Annotated in this window: 17 protein-coding genes; 10 read left to right on the top strand and 7 right to left on the bottom strand. The window is 70.1% G+C overall.

All coding sequences use genetic code 11. The features are described 5' to 3' along the window. Positions 1–55 precede the first annotated feature (55 nt). The 4 genes from ACFY9N_RS02140 (at position 56) to ACFY9N_RS02155 (ending at position 3,126) form a co-directional block, all read left to right on the top strand. The gene (locus tag ACFY9N_RS02140; RefSeq protein WP_391476619.1) at positions 56–988 is read left to right on the top strand and encodes a M15 family metallopeptidase; all 933 of its coding nucleotides are present in this window, start codon (positions 56–58) and stop codon (positions 986–988) included. A gap of 153 nt (positions 989–1,141) precedes the next feature. Further along, the gene (locus ACFY9N_RS02145) at positions 1,142–2,305 is read left to right on the top strand and encodes an acyl-CoA dehydrogenase family protein (protein WP_391476621.1); all 1,164 of its coding nucleotides are present in this window, start codon (positions 1,142–1,144) and stop codon (positions 2,303–2,305) included. Positions 2,306–2,536: 231 nt separating this feature from the next. Further along, positions 2,537–2,758 carry an antitoxin gene (locus ACFY9N_RS02150; RefSeq protein WP_391476622.1) on the top strand — a complete coding sequence of 74 codons (222 nt, stop codon included), beginning with the start codon at positions 2,537–2,539 and terminating at the stop codon, positions 2,756–2,758. Beyond that, a complete protein-coding gene (locus ACFY9N_RS02155; RefSeq protein ID WP_391476623.1) occupies positions 2,755–3,126 on the top strand; it encodes a type II toxin-antitoxin system PemK/MazF family toxin in 372 nt (123 codons plus the stop codon). The genes ACFY9N_RS02150 and ACFY9N_RS02155 overlap by 4 nt, the downstream gene beginning before the upstream one ends. Before the next feature lie 16 nt (positions 3,127–3,142). Here the strand turns inward: ACFY9N_RS02155 and ACFY9N_RS02160 are convergent, their stop codons facing one another. From ACFY9N_RS02160 to ACFY9N_RS02180, 5 genes are all read right to left on the bottom strand, one after another. Next, on the bottom strand, positions 3,143–3,703 hold the full coding sequence (locus ACFY9N_RS02160) for an ECF transporter S component (protein ID WP_391476624.1): 561 nt from the start codon (positions 3,701–3,703) through the stop codon (positions 3,143–3,145). Then, complete coding sequence (locus ACFY9N_RS02165; protein WP_391476626.1) at positions 3,700–4,575, bottom strand: siderophore-interacting protein; 876 nt, start codon at positions 4,573–4,575, stop codon at positions 3,700–3,702. The genes ACFY9N_RS02160 and ACFY9N_RS02165 overlap by 4 nt, the downstream gene beginning before the upstream one ends. A gap of 10 nt (positions 4,576–4,585) precedes the next feature. Further along, on the bottom strand, positions 4,586–5,407 hold the full coding sequence (locus tag ACFY9N_RS02170; RefSeq protein WP_391476627.1) for an energy-coupling factor transporter transmembrane component T family protein: 822 nt from the start codon (positions 5,405–5,407) through the stop codon (positions 4,586–4,588). After that, positions 5,404–7,086 (bottom strand): ABC transporter ATP-binding protein, encoded by a 1,683-nt coding sequence (locus tag ACFY9N_RS02175; protein WP_391476628.1) that lies wholly within the window; start codon positions 7,084–7,086, stop codon positions 5,404–5,406. Before ACFY9N_RS02175 ends, ACFY9N_RS02170 begins: the two co-directional genes overlap by 4 nt. A 98-nt stretch (positions 7,087–7,184) precedes the next feature. Next, positions 7,185–7,730, bottom strand: a complete 546-nt coding sequence (locus ACFY9N_RS02180; protein ID WP_391476629.1) for an ECF transporter S component — start codon at positions 7,728–7,730, stop codon at positions 7,185–7,187. A gap of 189 nt (positions 7,731–7,919) precedes the next feature. On the opposite strand from ACFY9N_RS02180, the gene ACFY9N_RS02185 reads away from it, so the two are divergent. From ACFY9N_RS02185 to ACFY9N_RS02210, 6 genes are all read left to right on the top strand, one after another. Continuing rightward, on the top strand, positions 7,920–10,202 hold the full coding sequence (locus tag ACFY9N_RS02185) for a carbon starvation CstA family protein (RefSeq protein WP_391476631.1): 2,283 nt from the start codon (positions 7,920–7,922) through the stop codon (positions 10,200–10,202). Between the two features lies 1 nt (position 10,203). Continuing rightward, entirely contained in the window at positions 10,204–10,443 is a 240-nt protein-coding gene (locus ACFY9N_RS02190; RefSeq protein ID WP_391476632.1) for a YbdD/YjiX family protein, read from the top strand. Between the two features lie 220 nt (positions 10,444–10,663). Next, entirely contained in the window at positions 10,664–11,854 is a 1,191-nt protein-coding gene (locus ACFY9N_RS02195) for a sensor histidine kinase (RefSeq protein ID WP_391476634.1), read from the top strand. Next, the gene (locus ACFY9N_RS02200; RefSeq protein ID WP_391476635.1) at positions 11,851–12,570 is read left to right on the top strand and encodes a LytR/AlgR family response regulator transcription factor; all 720 of its coding nucleotides are present in this window, start codon (positions 11,851–11,853) and stop codon (positions 12,568–12,570) included. The genes ACFY9N_RS02195 and ACFY9N_RS02200 overlap by 4 nt, the downstream gene beginning before the upstream one ends. After that, positions 12,567–12,941 (top strand): heavy metal transporter, encoded by a 375-nt coding sequence (locus tag ACFY9N_RS02205; protein ID WP_391476637.1) that lies wholly within the window; start codon positions 12,567–12,569, stop codon positions 12,939–12,941. Before ACFY9N_RS02200 ends, ACFY9N_RS02205 begins: the two co-directional genes overlap by 4 nt. Then, complete coding sequence (locus ACFY9N_RS02210) at positions 12,938–14,395, top strand: cation acetate symporter (RefSeq protein WP_391476639.1); 1,458 nt, start codon at positions 12,938–12,940, stop codon at positions 14,393–14,395. Before ACFY9N_RS02205 ends, ACFY9N_RS02210 begins: the two co-directional genes overlap by 4 nt. A gap of 64 nt (positions 14,396–14,459) precedes the next feature. Here ACFY9N_RS02210 and ACFY9N_RS02215 read toward each other — a convergent pair whose 3' ends face one another. Together ACFY9N_RS02215 and ACFY9N_RS02220 are read right to left on the bottom strand one after the other, a co-directional pair. Further along, positions 14,460–15,377 (bottom strand): pirin family protein, encoded by a 918-nt coding sequence (locus ACFY9N_RS02215; protein WP_391476640.1) that lies wholly within the window; start codon positions 15,375–15,377, stop codon positions 14,460–14,462. Further along, on the bottom strand, positions 15,374–15,676 hold the full coding sequence (locus ACFY9N_RS02220; protein ID WP_391476641.1) for a GNAT family N-acetyltransferase: 303 nt from the start codon (positions 15,674–15,676) through the stop codon (positions 15,374–15,376). Before ACFY9N_RS02220 ends, ACFY9N_RS02215 begins: the two co-directional genes overlap by 4 nt. Positions 15,677–15,845: the final 169 nt, after the last annotated feature.

A 15,845-nucleotide genomic window follows, 5' to 3' on the forward strand; every position in this document is an offset into this window, starting at 1 on the left:
CCTGCCTGTGAATGCATATCGGTGACCGCGCGGCGATCGGGGCAGAATGGAGATCATGCCCGAATCGCCGCACGCTCAGCATGCGGCTCCGCGCTCCCCGATCCACGGTCCCGCTCTGCCGATCGGCATCGCGGTGACGGCGATCGGCATCCTCTTCTCGATCGCCTCCGCCCCGGTGGCGGCCACGCCCGACGCCTCGCGCATGCCCGAGCCGGTCGCGGTCGTGCAGGTGCCGTCGGTCGATGTCTCTTCGACCCCGGCCGCCGACCCGTGCGCCGAAGCATCCGTGCAGGAGGCGCTCGCCGCAGGTGACGATGCCGCCGCCATCGCCGGGTTCGGCGGAGGCGAGGCGTTCCGGGCTGCCGTCGTGGCGGGCAACGCCCCGTGCATCTCGCTCTCCGACCCCGCACGGGTGTGGGTGGTCGTCAACAAGACCCGGCCGCTCGACCCCGCCGACTATGCACCGGGCAACCTCGCCGACGTGCCGCTGCAGATGACGACGGCATCCGGACAGGTGCGGGCCGACGTCGCCGCCGCGGTCGGTGAGATGGCCGACGCGGCGATCGCGGCCGGGGTCGGCCGGCTCGGCGCGAACAACGGCTACCGCTCCTACGGACTGCAGGTGACGACCTACGAGTCGCACGTGCGCGACCAGGGCCAGGTCGGAGCGGATGCCGGCTCGGCGCGCCCCGGTCACTCCGAGCACCAGACCGGCCTCGCGGTCGACGTCGTCGCATGCGGGCTGGGCTGCGGCGGCCTCGACGGGTTCGGCGGCACGACGCAGAGCGACTGGGTCGCCGCCCACGCCTGGGAGTACGGGTTCATCGTGCGCTACGAAGAGGGCGGCTCCGGCGTCACCGGGTATGCACCCGAGCCGTGGCACCTCCGCTACGTCGGCCGCGATATCGCCGCGGCGTATCAGGCGGGCGGGTTCCACACGCTCGAGGAGTTCTTCGGCCTCCCCGCCGCTCCCGACTACGTTCCCTGAGCGCGCTCCTGAACGCCCTCCTGAGGCATCCCACAATCGCGGTACCCAGTGCCACGGAGTGTGGGATGCATTCCCACAACGTCCTGTTGCGGCATCCGTCGTCGCCCTAGAATCGCGGGAGCAACGACGCCGATACGTTCAGGAGGACGCGCAATGGAACGCGACATCTATGAAGAGGATCACGAGGCCTTCCGCGACCTCGTCAAGGACTTCGTCAAGCGCCACGTGACAGGTGCAGACATCGAGCGGTGGGATGCCGCGGGCGAGGTCGACCGCGACACCATGCGCGCCGCCGGCGAGGCCGGGATCATCGGTCTGTCGGTCCCCGAGGAGTTCGGCGGGGCCGGGATGCTGCAGGACTACCGCTTCCGCGCGATCGTGAACGAAGAGGTCATCGCGGCGGGTGCCGGTTCGCTCGCGGGGGCCTTCGGCATCCAGGACGACCTGGCCGTGCCGTACCTCGTGCACATGGGCACGCCGGAGCAGAAGGAGAAATGGCTGCCGCGCATGGCGACCGGCGAGGTCGTCGGCGCGCTCGCGATGACCGAGCCCGGCGCGGGCAGCGACCTGCGCGGCATCAAGACCACCGCCAAGAAGGTCGACGGCGGATACACCGTCAACGGCGCGAAGACGTTCATCTCGTCGGGTGCGACCGCCGACCTGGTCGTCACGTTCGTGAAGACCGGCGAGGGCAACCGGCCGGATGCCTTCAGCCTCGTGCTCATCGAGAACGGCATGGAGGGTTTCGACCACGGCAAGAAGCTGCACAAGATGGGCTTCCAGGGCCACGACACCGCCGAGCTGTCGTTCAGCGACGTGTTCGTGCCCGACGAGAACCTCATCGGCGGCGTCGAGGGCAAGGGCTTCGTGCAGCTCATGATGAACCTGCCGCTCGAGCGTCTCTCGATCGGTGTGGCGGGTGCCGCTGCGGCGCAGGCCGCCCTCGACTGGACCGTCGCCTACACGAAGGACCGCGAGGCCTTCGGCGAGCGGATCATCGACTTTCAGAACAGCCGCTTCGCGATCGCCGACATGGCGACGACGGTCGACGCGCTGTGGGCGTACATCGACCGGGCGCTGCTCGCGTACTCGCAGGGCAAGCTGTCGGCCGAGGAAGCCGCGAAGGTGAAGTTCTGGGCGACCGAGCGCGAGTGGGAAGTGCTCGACGCGGGAGTGCAGCTGCACGGCGGGTACGGGTACATCACCGAGTATCCGATCGCCCGCGCCTTCCTCGACGCCCGCGTGCACCGCATCTACGGAGGAACGAACGAGATCATGCGCGAGATCGTCGGTCGCCAGATCGCCGGCAAGCGCTGACGAGGTCCTCGTGGTGGGCGCTTCGACAGGCTCAGCGACCCAGTGGGTGTGGGTCCCTGAGCCTGTCGAAGGGGCCCTCCCCGCACAGCTTCCGAGTTTCCGCGCGACACCCCGCCACGGCATCCGCTCGCCCGGCGCGTCGGCCCAGAACTCCGAAGTTGTGCTGGGGAGGCGATTGGATAAGCGTAACCCCGGTGGCAATTATCTTCCTACCGAAGTAGCATCCTTGGTATGACGCATAGCAAGGTGAGTCTCAGCCTGAGCGCGACCGATATTGCGTTCCTCGATACGGAGGTTCTTGTGGGTCGGTACGCATCGCGGTCGGCCGCGGTTCAAGACGCGGTTTCGCTCCTGCGGGAGAGCCGATTGGCGGATGCTTATGCCGAGGCGTTCGCCGAGGGGTACGACGGTGAGTGGGACACGGTCGACAACGATGGGCTCGCGACGGCATGAGCGACGCGTCGATCCCGCTTCTCCGACGCGGTCAGTTACTTCTGGTCTCCCTCGACCCTGCTGTGGGTTCAGAAGTCGCGAAGACTCGTCCGGCTGTAGTCGTGAGCAACAACACCGCGAACGGCGCAGCAGTGCGTCGTTCTCGCGCGACGGTGACCGTGGTTCCCGTCACGTCGAACACCACGAAGGTTCTTCCGTTCCAGACCCTGTTGCCGGCCTCGGTGACCGGGCTGGACGTCGATTCGAAAGCTCAGGCCGAGCAGGTTCGCACGATCGCCACCTCGCGGGTCGTGCGTCCACTGGGGTGGGTGCCCGCCGAACTCATGGGCGCGATCGACGAAGCGCTGCGACTGCACCTCGCGCTCTGACGACGGAGTCCGCGCCTCAGCGCCGCCCGCCGACGCCGGCTCGGCGCAGACGATCGGCGATCAGGACGCCGAGGGCCGTCGCGGCGACGCAGCTGGCGAGTGTGAGGGCGAAGAAGCCGATCTGCACCCAGAGCACCTGCGATCCGAGCTGGAAGAAGTCCCACGCGACGATCGGATACACCAGCCCGAGCACGATCGCGCCGGCGTAGTGCTGCCAGGTGTGCCAGTACCGCCACAGCACGATCAGGAACGGGATCTCGGCGAACGCCGCCCACGACACGTTCGAGACGACGCTCATGTAGCCGTATCCCGAGAACGGCATGATCACGAGCCCCGAGATCACCCCGACGAGGATGCCGACCATCGGCTTCTTCAGCAGGCGCAGCGCGATGACCGACGGCAGCAGCCAGAGCCCCGCGATCGCGACCGAGAAGAGGGGAGCGGTCGCCAGGATGCCGGTCGACAGCCAGTTCGCGGGCGCGAGCAGCACGGCCCCGGCGACGCCGAGCGCCGCGCAGGTCAGCAGCAGCGCGGTCGGGAACCGGAAACGCCTCGGCGAGGCATCCGTCCCGCTCATCGCAGGGGCTCCGCGGCAGCCTCGCGCGCGGCCTTCGACGTGGGCGAGGCGGCGCCGATCTTCCAGTAGCCGCAGAAGCTGACGGTGTTCTTGTCGACGCCGCGCTCGCCGACGAGCAGCTTGCGCACCCCCGAGGCGAGCGACTGCTCACCGGCCGCGTAGGTGTGGAACGTCTCGGTCGGCAGATCCAGCTCGGCGACCCGCTGCAGCGCGAGAGCGCCGGGCTGCTCGTCGTGCGGGCGCAGTACCCACTCCACCGACAGTCCCTCGGGGTGCGAGAAGTCGAGCGCATCGTCGAGTGACGGCACCTCGATGATCGCGGTGCCGGTGGCCGAGGCGGGAACGGATGCCGCGATCGACGCGATCGCCGGCAACGCCGTCTCATCGCCCACGAGCAGCACCCGGTCGACACCGCGCTCGGGGTTGAAGGTGAGGCCCTCATCGATGATGAGCACGTGCTCGCCCGGGGTGCAGGTCTCGGCCCAGCGCGAGGCGGGTCCGGCGGTGCCCTCGGCGGCCGAGCCGTGCAACACGAAGTCGACGTCGATCTCGGCGCCGCGATCGCCCTCGGCCGGCCGGTATGCGCGCACGCTGTAGTTGCGCATCACGGGCCGCTCGCCGTCGGGGATGCGCAGGAACTTCAGGTATCCGAACATCTTGTTGGCCTTGGCGGGCACGCGATCGAGCCCCGCGTCGCCTCCGATCGGGAGGAACAGCCGGAACCACTGGTCAAAGCCCATCGGGTGGAACTTCTCGATCTCCCCACCGCCGAGGGTGACCCGGATCCAGTGCGGGGCGAGCCGTTCGGAGCGCTGCACGGTGAGGTGGATGAGCTCTTGCGTCTCGGGCTTGACGAGCTTGCTGAATGCCATGGGGTGCCTTTCAGAGGGGCGACGGCTGCCAGGGGAAGAACACGACGAGGATCACGGCGGATGCCGCAAGGCTCAGCGCGACGAAGATCGCGTCGCGCGCGCGGAACGGCACCAGGTGCCGTTCGGTGCGGGTGGGGTGGGCGCCGAAGGCTCGGGAGTCCATCGCGAGGGCGACGCGCTCGGCGTGCCGGATGGCCCCGGCGAGCAGCGGCACGATGTATCCCCAGCCGCGCGCGATGCGCGAGAAGAGGCCGTTGCCGCCGTGGTGCCCGCGCACGCGATGGGCGGCGCGGATGACCGAGAGCTCGTACCCGAAGCGCGGCACGAAGCGGAAGGCGGCCAGCGCCGTGTAGCCGATCCGGTAGGGAACCCGCAGCTGCTGCACGCTCGCCCGCACGAGGTCGGGTCCGCTGGTGGTGAGGCCACCCACCAGCGCGAGCGAGATGATCGCGCCGAGCCGCAGCGCCGTGGCGAACCCGAGCAGCAGGGCTCCGCTGTAGAGCGTCCAGTCGCCGATCCGCACGACAGGGGTCGTGTCGCCGACGAGCGCGACGTCGACCCAGAGCGAGAAGCTCACGCCGATCACGGTCATGCCGACGGGCAGCACCGCGAGCAGGAGGAGCAGGCGCCACGTGACGCGGGCCCCGACGAGCAGCAGCACGTACGAGAGCAGCAGGAAGGCAGCGGGGGTGGCGAGATCGCGCACGAAGACCAGGAAGATCATCGCGGGTGCGAACCCCGCGACCTTCGCCAGCGGGTTGAGGGCGTAGAGGAACTGATGCCGTGAGGTCACGGTCATCCGTGCGTAGGGGTCGATGACGGTCGAGGTCATGCGTCCGCCCCCTTCGCGTGCGCCGCGAGCACCCGCTGCAGGGCGGGCAGGCGGAGTCCGGCCGAGGTGAAGGTCTGCTCGTCGCGGAACAGGTCGGCCGTACGGCCGCTCGCGTGCACACGCCCGTCGGCGAGGATCACAGTGTGCGTCGTGTGGTCGGCGACGAGCTGCAGGTCGTGGGTGACGATCACGATCGTGGTGCCCTCGGCGCGCAGGCTCTGCAGCAGCGCGAGCAGTTCGGTGGCCCGCGCGCGGTCCTGCCCGAAGGTCGGCTCGTCGAGCGCGAGAACCCGAGGGCGGGTGATCAGCGCGGTGCCCACCGACAGGCGGCGCTTCTCGCCTCCCGACAGCAGGAACGGATGCACGTCGGCCTTGTGCGCGAGCCCGAACCGCTCGAGCATCTCGGTCACGCGCTCGGTGATCTCGGCATCCGCCATTTCACCCTTGGGTCCCTGAGCCTGTCGAAGGGTCAGCCCGTGCGCGAGCTCGTCGAACACGGTGTGCGCGATGAACTGGTGCTCGGGGTTCTGGAAGACGAAGCCGATGCGCGCCGCGAGGTCTCGCGGCGCGGCGGTTCCGGGGTCGATCCCGTCGACCTCGACCTGTCGCTTCGGCGGCGGCACGACGCCGGCGAGCGCCTGGATGAGAGTGGTCTTGCCAGCGCCGTTCGCGCCGACGATGGCCGTGAGGCTGCCCGGTTCGAGGTCGAGATCGATCCCGTGCAGGATCTCGGTGCGGCCGCGGCGCACGGTCAGCCCACGTGCCCGGATAATCGCCTCGCCGGCGGGTGCGGCATCCGTCGTCGGGGCGGTCGGAAGGGCGGGTGCCGGGGGCAGCTGCGCCGCCAACTCCTCCGGTGTCAGCGGCAGGGGCTCGAGACGGATGCCGTCGTCGCGCAGTCGCAAGGCCGCCAGCGTCGCCGCGGGCAACCACACCCCCATCGCGACGAGTTCGTCGGTGTGCGCGCGGATGATCTCGGCGACCGGACCGTCGTAGGCGACGCGTCCCTCGCGGTCGAGCACGATGGTGCGGGTGACGAAGCCCATCGCCGCGTCGAGGTTGTGCTCGACGAGCAGGATCGCCCGATCGCCCGCCGCGATCACATCGGCGAGGGCCGCGTAGACGTCGTCGATGCCCTGCGGGTCGAGGTTGGCGGTCGGTTCGTCGAGCACGATCAGCGGCGACCCCATCGCGAGGGCGCAGGCGATCGCGAGGCGCTGGCGTCCGCCACCGGAGAGCCGGTCGGGGTTCTCGTCGCGGCGCTCCCACAGCCCGACGCGGCGCAGAGCGTCTTCGGTGCGGGCCGTGACCTCCTCGACGGGCAGGCGCAGGTTCTCGGGGCCGAAGGCGACCTCGTCGTAGAGGGTGCCGGTGACGATCTGGGCATCCGGGTCCTGGAACACCATCGCGACCCGCGTGCTCAGTTCGGAGGTCTGCGCATCGGCGGTGTCGACGCCGCCCGCCTCGACCGTGCCGGTCATGGTGGCGGGGAGCGCGTGCGGGATGAGGCCGTTCAGCGCGAGGGAGAGCGTGGACTTACCCGATCCCGACGGCCCGAGCAGCAGCACGACCTCGCCGGGGTGGATGTCGAACGACACGTCGCGGGGCGAGGGGTGCGCGGCATCCGCGTGGGTGAGCGAGACATCACGCACGCGGAGGAGAGGCGCGGATGGGCGCACGGCGAGACCCCGGGTCGGTGGAACGTACGTCGTCGAAACGTACGCCTCTAACTTAGCCGAGCCTTACCTGGCCCCGCGACGGGCCGTCCACAGGTCCGTCAGCGGCGGGCGACGCCGGCGCGGCTGAGCGCCGTGCCGACCGCGAGACCGATCGCGGTCCAGGCGATGGGGCCGAGCACCGAGATCGCGAGGTACGTGATCTGCGCCCACAGCGGCATCGTGCCCAGGTGCGCGGCGAAGAACACGGCGACCGCCACGACGACGCCGATCAGGGCTGCCGAGATGAAGAAGCGCCAGGCGCCCCAGGCGCGGTAGCGGGTGAGGGCCGCGACGCCCTCCTGGATCGCGCCGAAGAGCAGCGCGGTGCCGATGAAGCGCAGGGCCCAGGCCGGGTTGAAGGCGCTCGAGACGAGGGCGGCGATCAGGTGCGTGATGAGGGCGACGAACGGGCGCCGCAGCACCTCCTGCGCGATGATGCCCGGCAGCACGTGCGAGCCGAGCACGAGGCCGTAGAGGAAGAGGAGGGGGCTCGCCAGCAGGATCGGCGTGACCCACCCGGCGATGCCGCCGATCAGACCGGTCGCGACGCCGATCGCGGCGCAGATGAGCAGCACGCGGGTCGGCAGGACAGGGTTTCGGGCCACGGTGCCAGCCTACTTGCGCCGGAGGGGCGGATGCCCCGCCCGCCAGCCGTGGATAACCCCCGCTGCTCCGGCATCCGTTCGTCGCATCGTCGATGCCGTTCGTCGCACCGACCCGCTCCGGCCCGCTGGCGACGGCGCCCGTTTCCTAGCGTGGGAAGACGCAATGACGCGCACCCCGAGGAGAACCCCATGACCGCACCTTCGTCGCGCCGCAGCGGCGCCGGAACCGTCGACGACGACCCCGTCATCGTCACCGACCCGAAACTCCCACCCGTCGCCCTCTCTGCCGAGCACGAGGAGAAGGCACGCCGCTGGACGCTCCCCAAGATCCTGATCTGGACGGCGATCGCGCTGCTCGGCGGCGTCGCCTGGGTGATGCTCGCCATCGTGCGCGGCGAGACCGTGAACGCGATCTGGTTCGTGTTCGCCGCGGTCTGCACGTACCTGATCGGCTACCGCTTCTACTCGAAGGTGATCGAGAAGTACATCACCCGCCCCGACGACCGTCGGGCCACCCCCGCCGAGGTCAAGCAGGACGGCAAGGACTACGTCCCCACCGACCGCCGCGTGCTCTACGGCCACCACTTCGCCGCCATCGCCGGTGCCGGCCCGCTCGTCGGACCGGTGCTCGCCGCGCAGATGGGCTACCTTCCCGGCACGATCTGGATCATCGTGGGCGTCGTGCTCGCGGGCGCCGTGCAGGACTACACGGTGCTCTTCTTCTCGATGCGCCGCGGCGGCCGCACGATCGGCCAGATGGCCCGCCAGGAGCTCGGCAAGATCGGTGGCACGGCGGCGATCATCGCCTCGCTGCTGATCATGCTGATCATCGTCGCGATCCTCGCGCTCGTCGTGGTCAACGCTCTCGGCGAGAGCCCCTGGGGTGTCTTCTCGGTGGCGATGACCATCCCGATCGCCATCTTCATGGGCATCTACCTGCGCTTCCTGCGACCGGGCAAGGTCACCGAGGTCTCGATCATCGGGTTCGTGCTGCTGATGGCCGCGATCATCGGCGGCGGCTGGGTCGCCGGCACCGACTGGGGGCAGGCGATCTTCCACCTCGACCGCACGACCATCGCGTGGGGCATCATCATCTACGGCTTCATCGCCGCCGTACTGCCGGTGTGGCTGCTGCTCGCGCCGCGCGACTACCTGTCGACGTTCATGAAGATCGGCGTCATCGTGATGCTCGCCGGCGCCATCATTCTCGTGCGCCCCGAGATCACCGTCCCCGCGATCAGCATCTTCGGTGAGAACGGCATGGGGCCGGTGTTCGCCGGTCCCCTCTTCCCGTTCCTGTTCGTGACGATCGCCTGCGGTGCCTTGTCGGGCTTCCACGCCCTGATCGCCTCCGGTACGACGCCCAAGCTCGTCGAGAAGGAGCGCCAGACGCGCTTCATCGGTTACGGCGGGATGCTCATGGAGTCGTTCGTCGCGATCATGGCGCTCGTCGCCGCGATCTCGATCGACCAGGGCATCTACTTCGCGATGAACGCACCATCGGCGGTGACGGGCGGCACGGTCGAGGGCGCGGTCGCCTTCGTGAACTCGCTGGGCCTGACGGGGGTGAACCTCACGCCCGAGATGCTCACCGGCACGGCCCAGGCGGTTGGCGAGGAATCGATCGTCTCGCGCACCGGTGGCGCCCCGACCCTCGCTCTCGGCCTCGCGCACATCATGCAGCAGGCTCTCGGCGGACAAGCGCTCATGGCGTTCTGGTACCACTTCGCGATCATGTTCGAGGCGCTGTTCATCCTCACGGCGGTGGATGCCGGCACCCGCGTCGCCCGCTTCATGCTGCAGGACTCGATCGGCGCGTGGTTCCCGAAGTTCCGCGATGTGTCGTGGCGGCCGGGCGTGTGGATCTGCACGGCGATCATGGTCGCCGGCTGGGGAGCGATCCTCATCCTCGGCGTCACCGACCCGCTCGGCGGCATCAACACGTTCTTCCCGCTGTTCGGCATCGCCAACCAGCTGCTCGCCGCGATCGCGCTCGCCGTGGTGATGGCGATCGTCGCGAAGCGCGGCCGCAGCTACGTCAAGTGGCTGTGGATCATCGGCCTGCCGCTCGCGTTCACCGCGGTCGTCACGGTCACCGCGTCGCTCTACAAGATCTTCTCGCCGGTGCCGGCGATCGGATACTGGGCGAACCACTTCCGCTACCTCGAGGCGCTGCACACGGGCGACACCTCGCTCGGTGAGCGCGAGGTGCTCGAGGCGGTCATCCGCAACACGGCGGTGCAGGGCACGCTCTCGATCATCTTCGTGACGCTCGCGCTGATCGTCATGATCGCCGCGGTCGTCGTCACCATCAAGGCGATCCGCAACGGCGGCGGAGAGAACACCGAAGACGCGCCGGTCGCCTCGCGACGGTTCGCTCCGGCGGGCTTCCTGCCCAACGCGGACGAGCGCCAGCTCGAGAAGCAGTGGGAGCCGATCCTGGCCGACGAGCGCAGGGGATCGAGCCACTGACATGGCGATCACACGGACGGATGCCGCGGCCTCGCCGCTGCGCACGGCGCTCGCCGCCGTCGCGCGGGTGGGCCGCGGCATCCGCTGGTACATGACGACGCTGATGGGCGACACGGCCTATGCGACCTACGTCGCCCATCACCGTCGCCATCATCCCGACGAGGAGCCGATGACCGAGCGCCGGTTCTGGCGCCAGCGGATGGACGACCAGGACCGCAACCCCGGCGCCCGCTGCTGCTGACCCTTGTGGGTTCGTCGAGACCCATCGTCCCCGTCGAAACCCACCGTCCCCGACGCTGGGGCTGATGGGTCTCGACGGGAGTGGTGGGTCTCGACGGTGCGTCACTGGATCGCTGAGCCGCCACTGGGTCGCTGAGCCGTCACTGGGTCGCTGAGCCGTCACTGGGTCGCTGAGCCTGTCGAAGCGTCCCCCCACAAGACACCCTGCCTAGGCTGATCCCATGACCGACGTCGTTCTCGCTGCCGTGCTGGGCGTGCTCGGCGGCATCGCCCTGACGGTGCTGCTGCTGCTCGCGCGGCGCCTCGCGCGCGGGGCGACCGATCTCGGCAGCGAGGGTGAGCAGGCGGCGCTCCGGGCGCTGCATCACGCCAGCCTCGCGGCGCCGCACCTGCGGGCCGGACTCTCCGCTCCCGAGGTCGTGAAGGCCGCGCGGCAGCTGCGCGTGCTGCTCGGCAGTGCCGCGGTCGCGATCGTCGCCGCCGACGACACCATCTCGTTCGACGGTGCCACCGAGGGGCTGGAGGCCGCGGCCCTGCGGATCGCGAGCCGGGTGCGCGAATCGGGCCGCCGGCAGGTCTTCCCTTCGCCGTCCGCCGACGACCATCTCGAGGGCGTCGGCGCGCCGATCACCGTTGACGGGCGGGTGATCGGCGTCGTCGTCGCGTTCGCCGCCCCGGTGCGCGCGGCGCTCGTTCGCGCCGCCGAAGAGGTCGCCGACTGGTGCGCGGCGCAGGTCGAGCTGGGCGGACTCGACGCCTCGCGCACCCAGCTCGCCGAGGCCGAGCTGCGCTCGCTCCGGGCGCAGATCTCGCCGCACTTCATCTACAACGCCCTCACGGCGATCGCGTCGTTCATCACGACCGATCCCGCCCGCGCCCGCGATCTCGTGCTCGAGTTCGCCGACTTCACCCGCTACTCGTTCCGGCGACAGGGTGAGTTCACGACCGTGGCCGACGAGCTCGAGAGCATCCGTTCGTATCTCGAGCTGGAACGCGCGCGCTTCGGCGAGCGTCTGCGCGTGACGCTGCAGATCGCGCCCGAGACGCTCGCGACGGTGATCCCGTTCCTGTCGGTGCAGCCGCTGGTCGAGAACGCGGTGCGCCACGGGCTCGAGCCGGGAGCCGACGGCGGCGAGATCCGCATCGTGTCGCGCGACGAGGGCACGCATACCGAGATCACCGTCGAGGACGACGGCATCGGCATGGATCCGGATGCTCTGCGCTCGACCCTCACGGCGGCCGACGACGGCCTGCACGTGGGGCTGCGCAACGTCGATACTCGCCTGCGCCAGCTCTACGGGGCGGACGGAGGTCTGGTCGTCGAGACGAACACCGGCGCCGGTACCCTGGTGCGCATGCGAGTGCCCAAGTCGCAGCCGCTCAACGACCCCGATGGAGAGGCGCGGTCATGATCGACGTGCTCGTCGCCGATGACGAGAGACCGGCGCTCGACGAACTCGTGCACCTGCTGCGCACCGACGAGCGTATTGGCGACATCCTCACCGCCACGACCGGCGCCGACGCGCTGCGGCAACTGTCCCAGCGTGCGGTGCGCATCGCCTTCCTCGACATCCACATGCCGGGGCTGCTCGGCACCGAACTCGCGCGCGGGTTGCTGTCGCTCGCCGAACCGCCCGCCGTCGTCTTCGTCACAGCCGACGACGCCCGCGCCGTCGAGGCCTTCGACCTGCGCGCGGCCGACTATCTGCTCAAGCCCGTGCGCGCCGCCCGCCTGCGGCAGGCCGTCGATCGGGTGATCGAGCGCGGCGATGCGCCCTCGGCCGGCGACGACGAGGTGCTGCCCGTCTCGGTCGGGTCGGCGGTGCGCTTCGTCCGTCGCAGCGACATCCGCTGGGTGCGGGCGCAGGGTGACTATTCCCGCCTGCACACCGACGGCGACGCCGGGCACCTCGTACGCATCCCGATCTCGGAGCTTGAGGCGCGATGGGCGGATGCTGGATTCCTGCGCATCCATCGCTCGACCCTGGTGCGGGCATCCGCTGTCACCGAGGCCCGGCTGTCGGGTGCCGATCCGTCGGTGTCGGTGGGGGAGACCGTGCTGCCGGTGAGCAGGCGTCTGGTGCCGACCGTGCGCGACGCGCTGATGCGCAGCGAGGGGATGACATGACCGAGGCGCCGAAGCGGGTGCGGGTGACGGCGGATGCCGTACCCCGACGCCCGACGACGGCGACGCGCGGGATCGCCCTGCCGGGCTCCCCGGTCGATGAAGCGGATGCCGTGTACGCCCGTGCGCTGATGCGCAGCCAGTTCCGGCTCGCGCTCGGCACGATCGCCGGGTTCGTGCTCGTGGTGCTGGCGATGGCGCTGACGATCGCGCTGATCCCCGAGATCGACCGGGTCGTGCTGTGGGGGCTGCCGCTGTCGTGGCTGCTGCAGGCGTTCGCGTTCTACCCGGTGATCCTTGCGTTCGCACTGTTGTACGTGCGCACCGCGGCGCGCAACGAGCGTCGGTACCGGGCGCTGCGGGACCGCGAGTGAACGCCGTCCTCGATCTCGTCGGTGTCGCGCTCGTCGTCGTCGCGACGCTGCTCATCGGTGTCTACGGTCTGCGGATCTCGCGCACCACGAGCGACTTCTTCGTCGCCTCGCGCACGGTGCGACCGGTGTGGAACGCCTCCGCGATCAGCGGCGAGTACCTGTCGGCGGGCACTTTCCTCGGTCTCTCGGGACTGGTGCTGCTCGACGGGGCGCGCGGGTTCTGGTTCCCGATCGGATACGCGGCGGGGTACCTGCTGGTGCTCGCGTTCGTGGCGGCGCCCCTGCGGCGCAGCGGTGCCTACACGATCCCCGACTTCGTCGAGGCGCGGCTCGAATCGACCGCCGCGCGACGCGTGACGAGCGCGGCCGTGCTCATCATCGGGTGGCTGTACATCGTGCCGCAGCTGCACGGGGCCGGCATCACACTCGTGGTCGTCGCGGGGCTGCCCGAGTGGGTCGGGGCGGTGACCGTGGCGGTGCTCGTGGCCGCGGCCGTCGCTGCCGGTGGCATGCGCGCGATCACCTACGTGCAGGCGTTCCAGTACTGGCTCAAGCTCACGGCCCTCCTCGTGCCGGTCATTCTCATCGCGTTCGCGCTCAGCGGCGGCCCGCACGACTTCGACCCCGCGCTCGTGTTCCCCGCCGAGGCCGGGCCCTCGGGATTCGACGCCTATGAGACGGCATCCCTCCTGCTCGCCCTGCTGCTGGGCACGATGGGCCTGCCGCACGTTCTGGTGCGCTTCTACACGAGCCCGACCGGGGTGTCGGCTCGGCGCACGACGGTGATCGTGATCGCGATGGTGAGTGCGTTCTACGCGGTGTCGAGCGGCATGGGACTGCTCGCCCGCATCGCCGCCCCCGACCTCGCGGAGCCGGGGCTCGCCGACACCGTCGTGCTGCAGTTGCCGTCGCGGGTGTTCCCGGGGCCGGTCGGTGAGCTGCTCACGGCACTCATCGTCGCGGGGGCGTTCGCGGCTTTCCTCGCGACCTCCGCGGGACTCGTCGTCTCGCTCGCGGGGGTGATCAGCCAGGACGTCTTCTCGGGTTCGGTTCGCTCGTTCCGTCTCTCGGCGCTGCTCTGCGCGCTGGTGCCGCTCGCGATCGCGTTGCTCACGGTGCCTGCGGGGCTGGTGGCGAGCGTCGGCGTGGTGTTCGTCGTCGCGGCATCCACGCTGTCGCCGGTCGTGCTGCTCGGGGTCTGGTGGCGTGGACTCACCGCGCGCGGAGCTGTGGCGGGCATGGTGAGCGGCGGGGTCGCGTGCGGGTTGGCGTTGGTCGTGCATGCGGCGATCGACGGTGTCGGCGTCGCTGCGCCGTATCTCGCGCAGCCCGCCGCCTGGACGATCCCGCTCGCCGTCGCCGTGACGGTCGTCGTCTCGGTGCTCGACCCGCGCGGTCCGTCGCCCCGCACCGATCGCTTCCTCGCCCGCGTGCACACGCCCGAGCGCGGGTGAGGGGTGGTGGGGTGAGCCGCCTGCTGGTCGCTGAGCCTGTCGAAGGGTCCCCGCCCGCGAGACCTCAGATCCTGCGGCTCCGCGGCATCAATCGAACCGGCGGCAGGGGAGGTGCAGGGATCCGTACGTCGTGCCCCTCGACCTCGCCGAAGCGGGCGGATGCCGCCTCCCACTCCTCGCGCGCCTCGGCGATCTCGTCGTGCGAGCGGCCGGCGAAGTTCCACCACATCACGATCTCGTCTTCGAACGGTTCGCCGCCGAGCACGAACAGCAGTGCGCCCTCGCAGCTCTCCACGGTCACCGCATCGCGGGAGTCGCCGAGATAGAGGGTGTCGTTGAGAGCGAGCGGATGCTCCGCCACCACCACGTCGCCCTCGACGAGCATCACGGCGTGCTCCCATTCGGGGCGCAGCGGCAGGCGCACGCGGGTGCCCGCGGGCACGACGATCTCGGCGCCGACGATCGGGGTGTGCACGGTGGCGGGTGAGCGGACGCCGGCGAACTCGCCGAGCACGACGGTGGCCGAGGCATCCGTCCCCTGCTCGGCGGGCAGAGCGAGGCCGGGCAGTGACGTGTGGCGCTCGAAGCCGGCGGCGCCGCGCCGCGCGGACTCCGGAAGCACCACCCAGAACTGCAGAGCGTCGAGGGGGATCGGGTCGTCGCCGATCGAGTACTCGGAGTGCGAGATGCCATTGCCCGCCGTCATGAGGTTGAGCTGGCCGCGGCGCAGGTCGGCGTCGCTGCCGAGCGAGTCGCGGTGTCGGATCTCGCCGACGAGCGGCCAGGTGACGGTCTGCAGTCCGATGTGCGGGTGCGGTTCGACGCGCATGCGGGTGTCGGCCGGGCCGAAGCGATCGAGGAAGCACCAGGCGCCGATCGTCGGAAGGTTGCGGTGCGGGAGGGCACGCAGCACGTTCATGCCGCGCACACCACCGAGCGGGACCTCGCGGGGCTCGAGGACGATCCGCCGTTCGCCGATCATTCGCCCGAGTGCTTCGGCCAGCGGATCTCGGCGCCCGCGATCTCGTGCGTCTCGAGGTACTTCGCGATGTAGGGGCACAGCGGCACGATCGCGTCGCCCGTGGCCGCGGCATCCGTCAGCGCCGCCTCGGCGAGCTTGCCGGCCAGGCCCTGCCCCTGGAAAGCGGGGTCGATCTCGGTGTGCGTGAAGCGGATCTGACCGTGCTTCGTCTCGAACGCGGCGAAGCCGGCGAGCTGATCGTCGGTGCGGATCTCGTAGCGCGAGGCGTCGTCGTTGCGGGTGACGTTGATGTCGGTCATCGGATGCTCCTTCGGGCGTCAAGTTCAAACCTACGCCCGCGCGAGCGGGCGGGCGGCTTCTGCTCTTCTTGCTCGGGCCTTCGGGAGGAGATCTCGCGCTCTGCAGGAGCAGATCCCCGAAACGGTCCTGCATTGCGTGAGATCTCCTCCGATACGGGGCGACTGCGAC

The sequence above is a fragment of the Microbacterium sp. NPDC008134 genome, assembly GCF_042957055.1.
Taxonomy (GTDB): domain Bacteria; phylum Actinomycetota; class Actinomycetes; order Actinomycetales; family Microbacteriaceae; genus Microbacterium.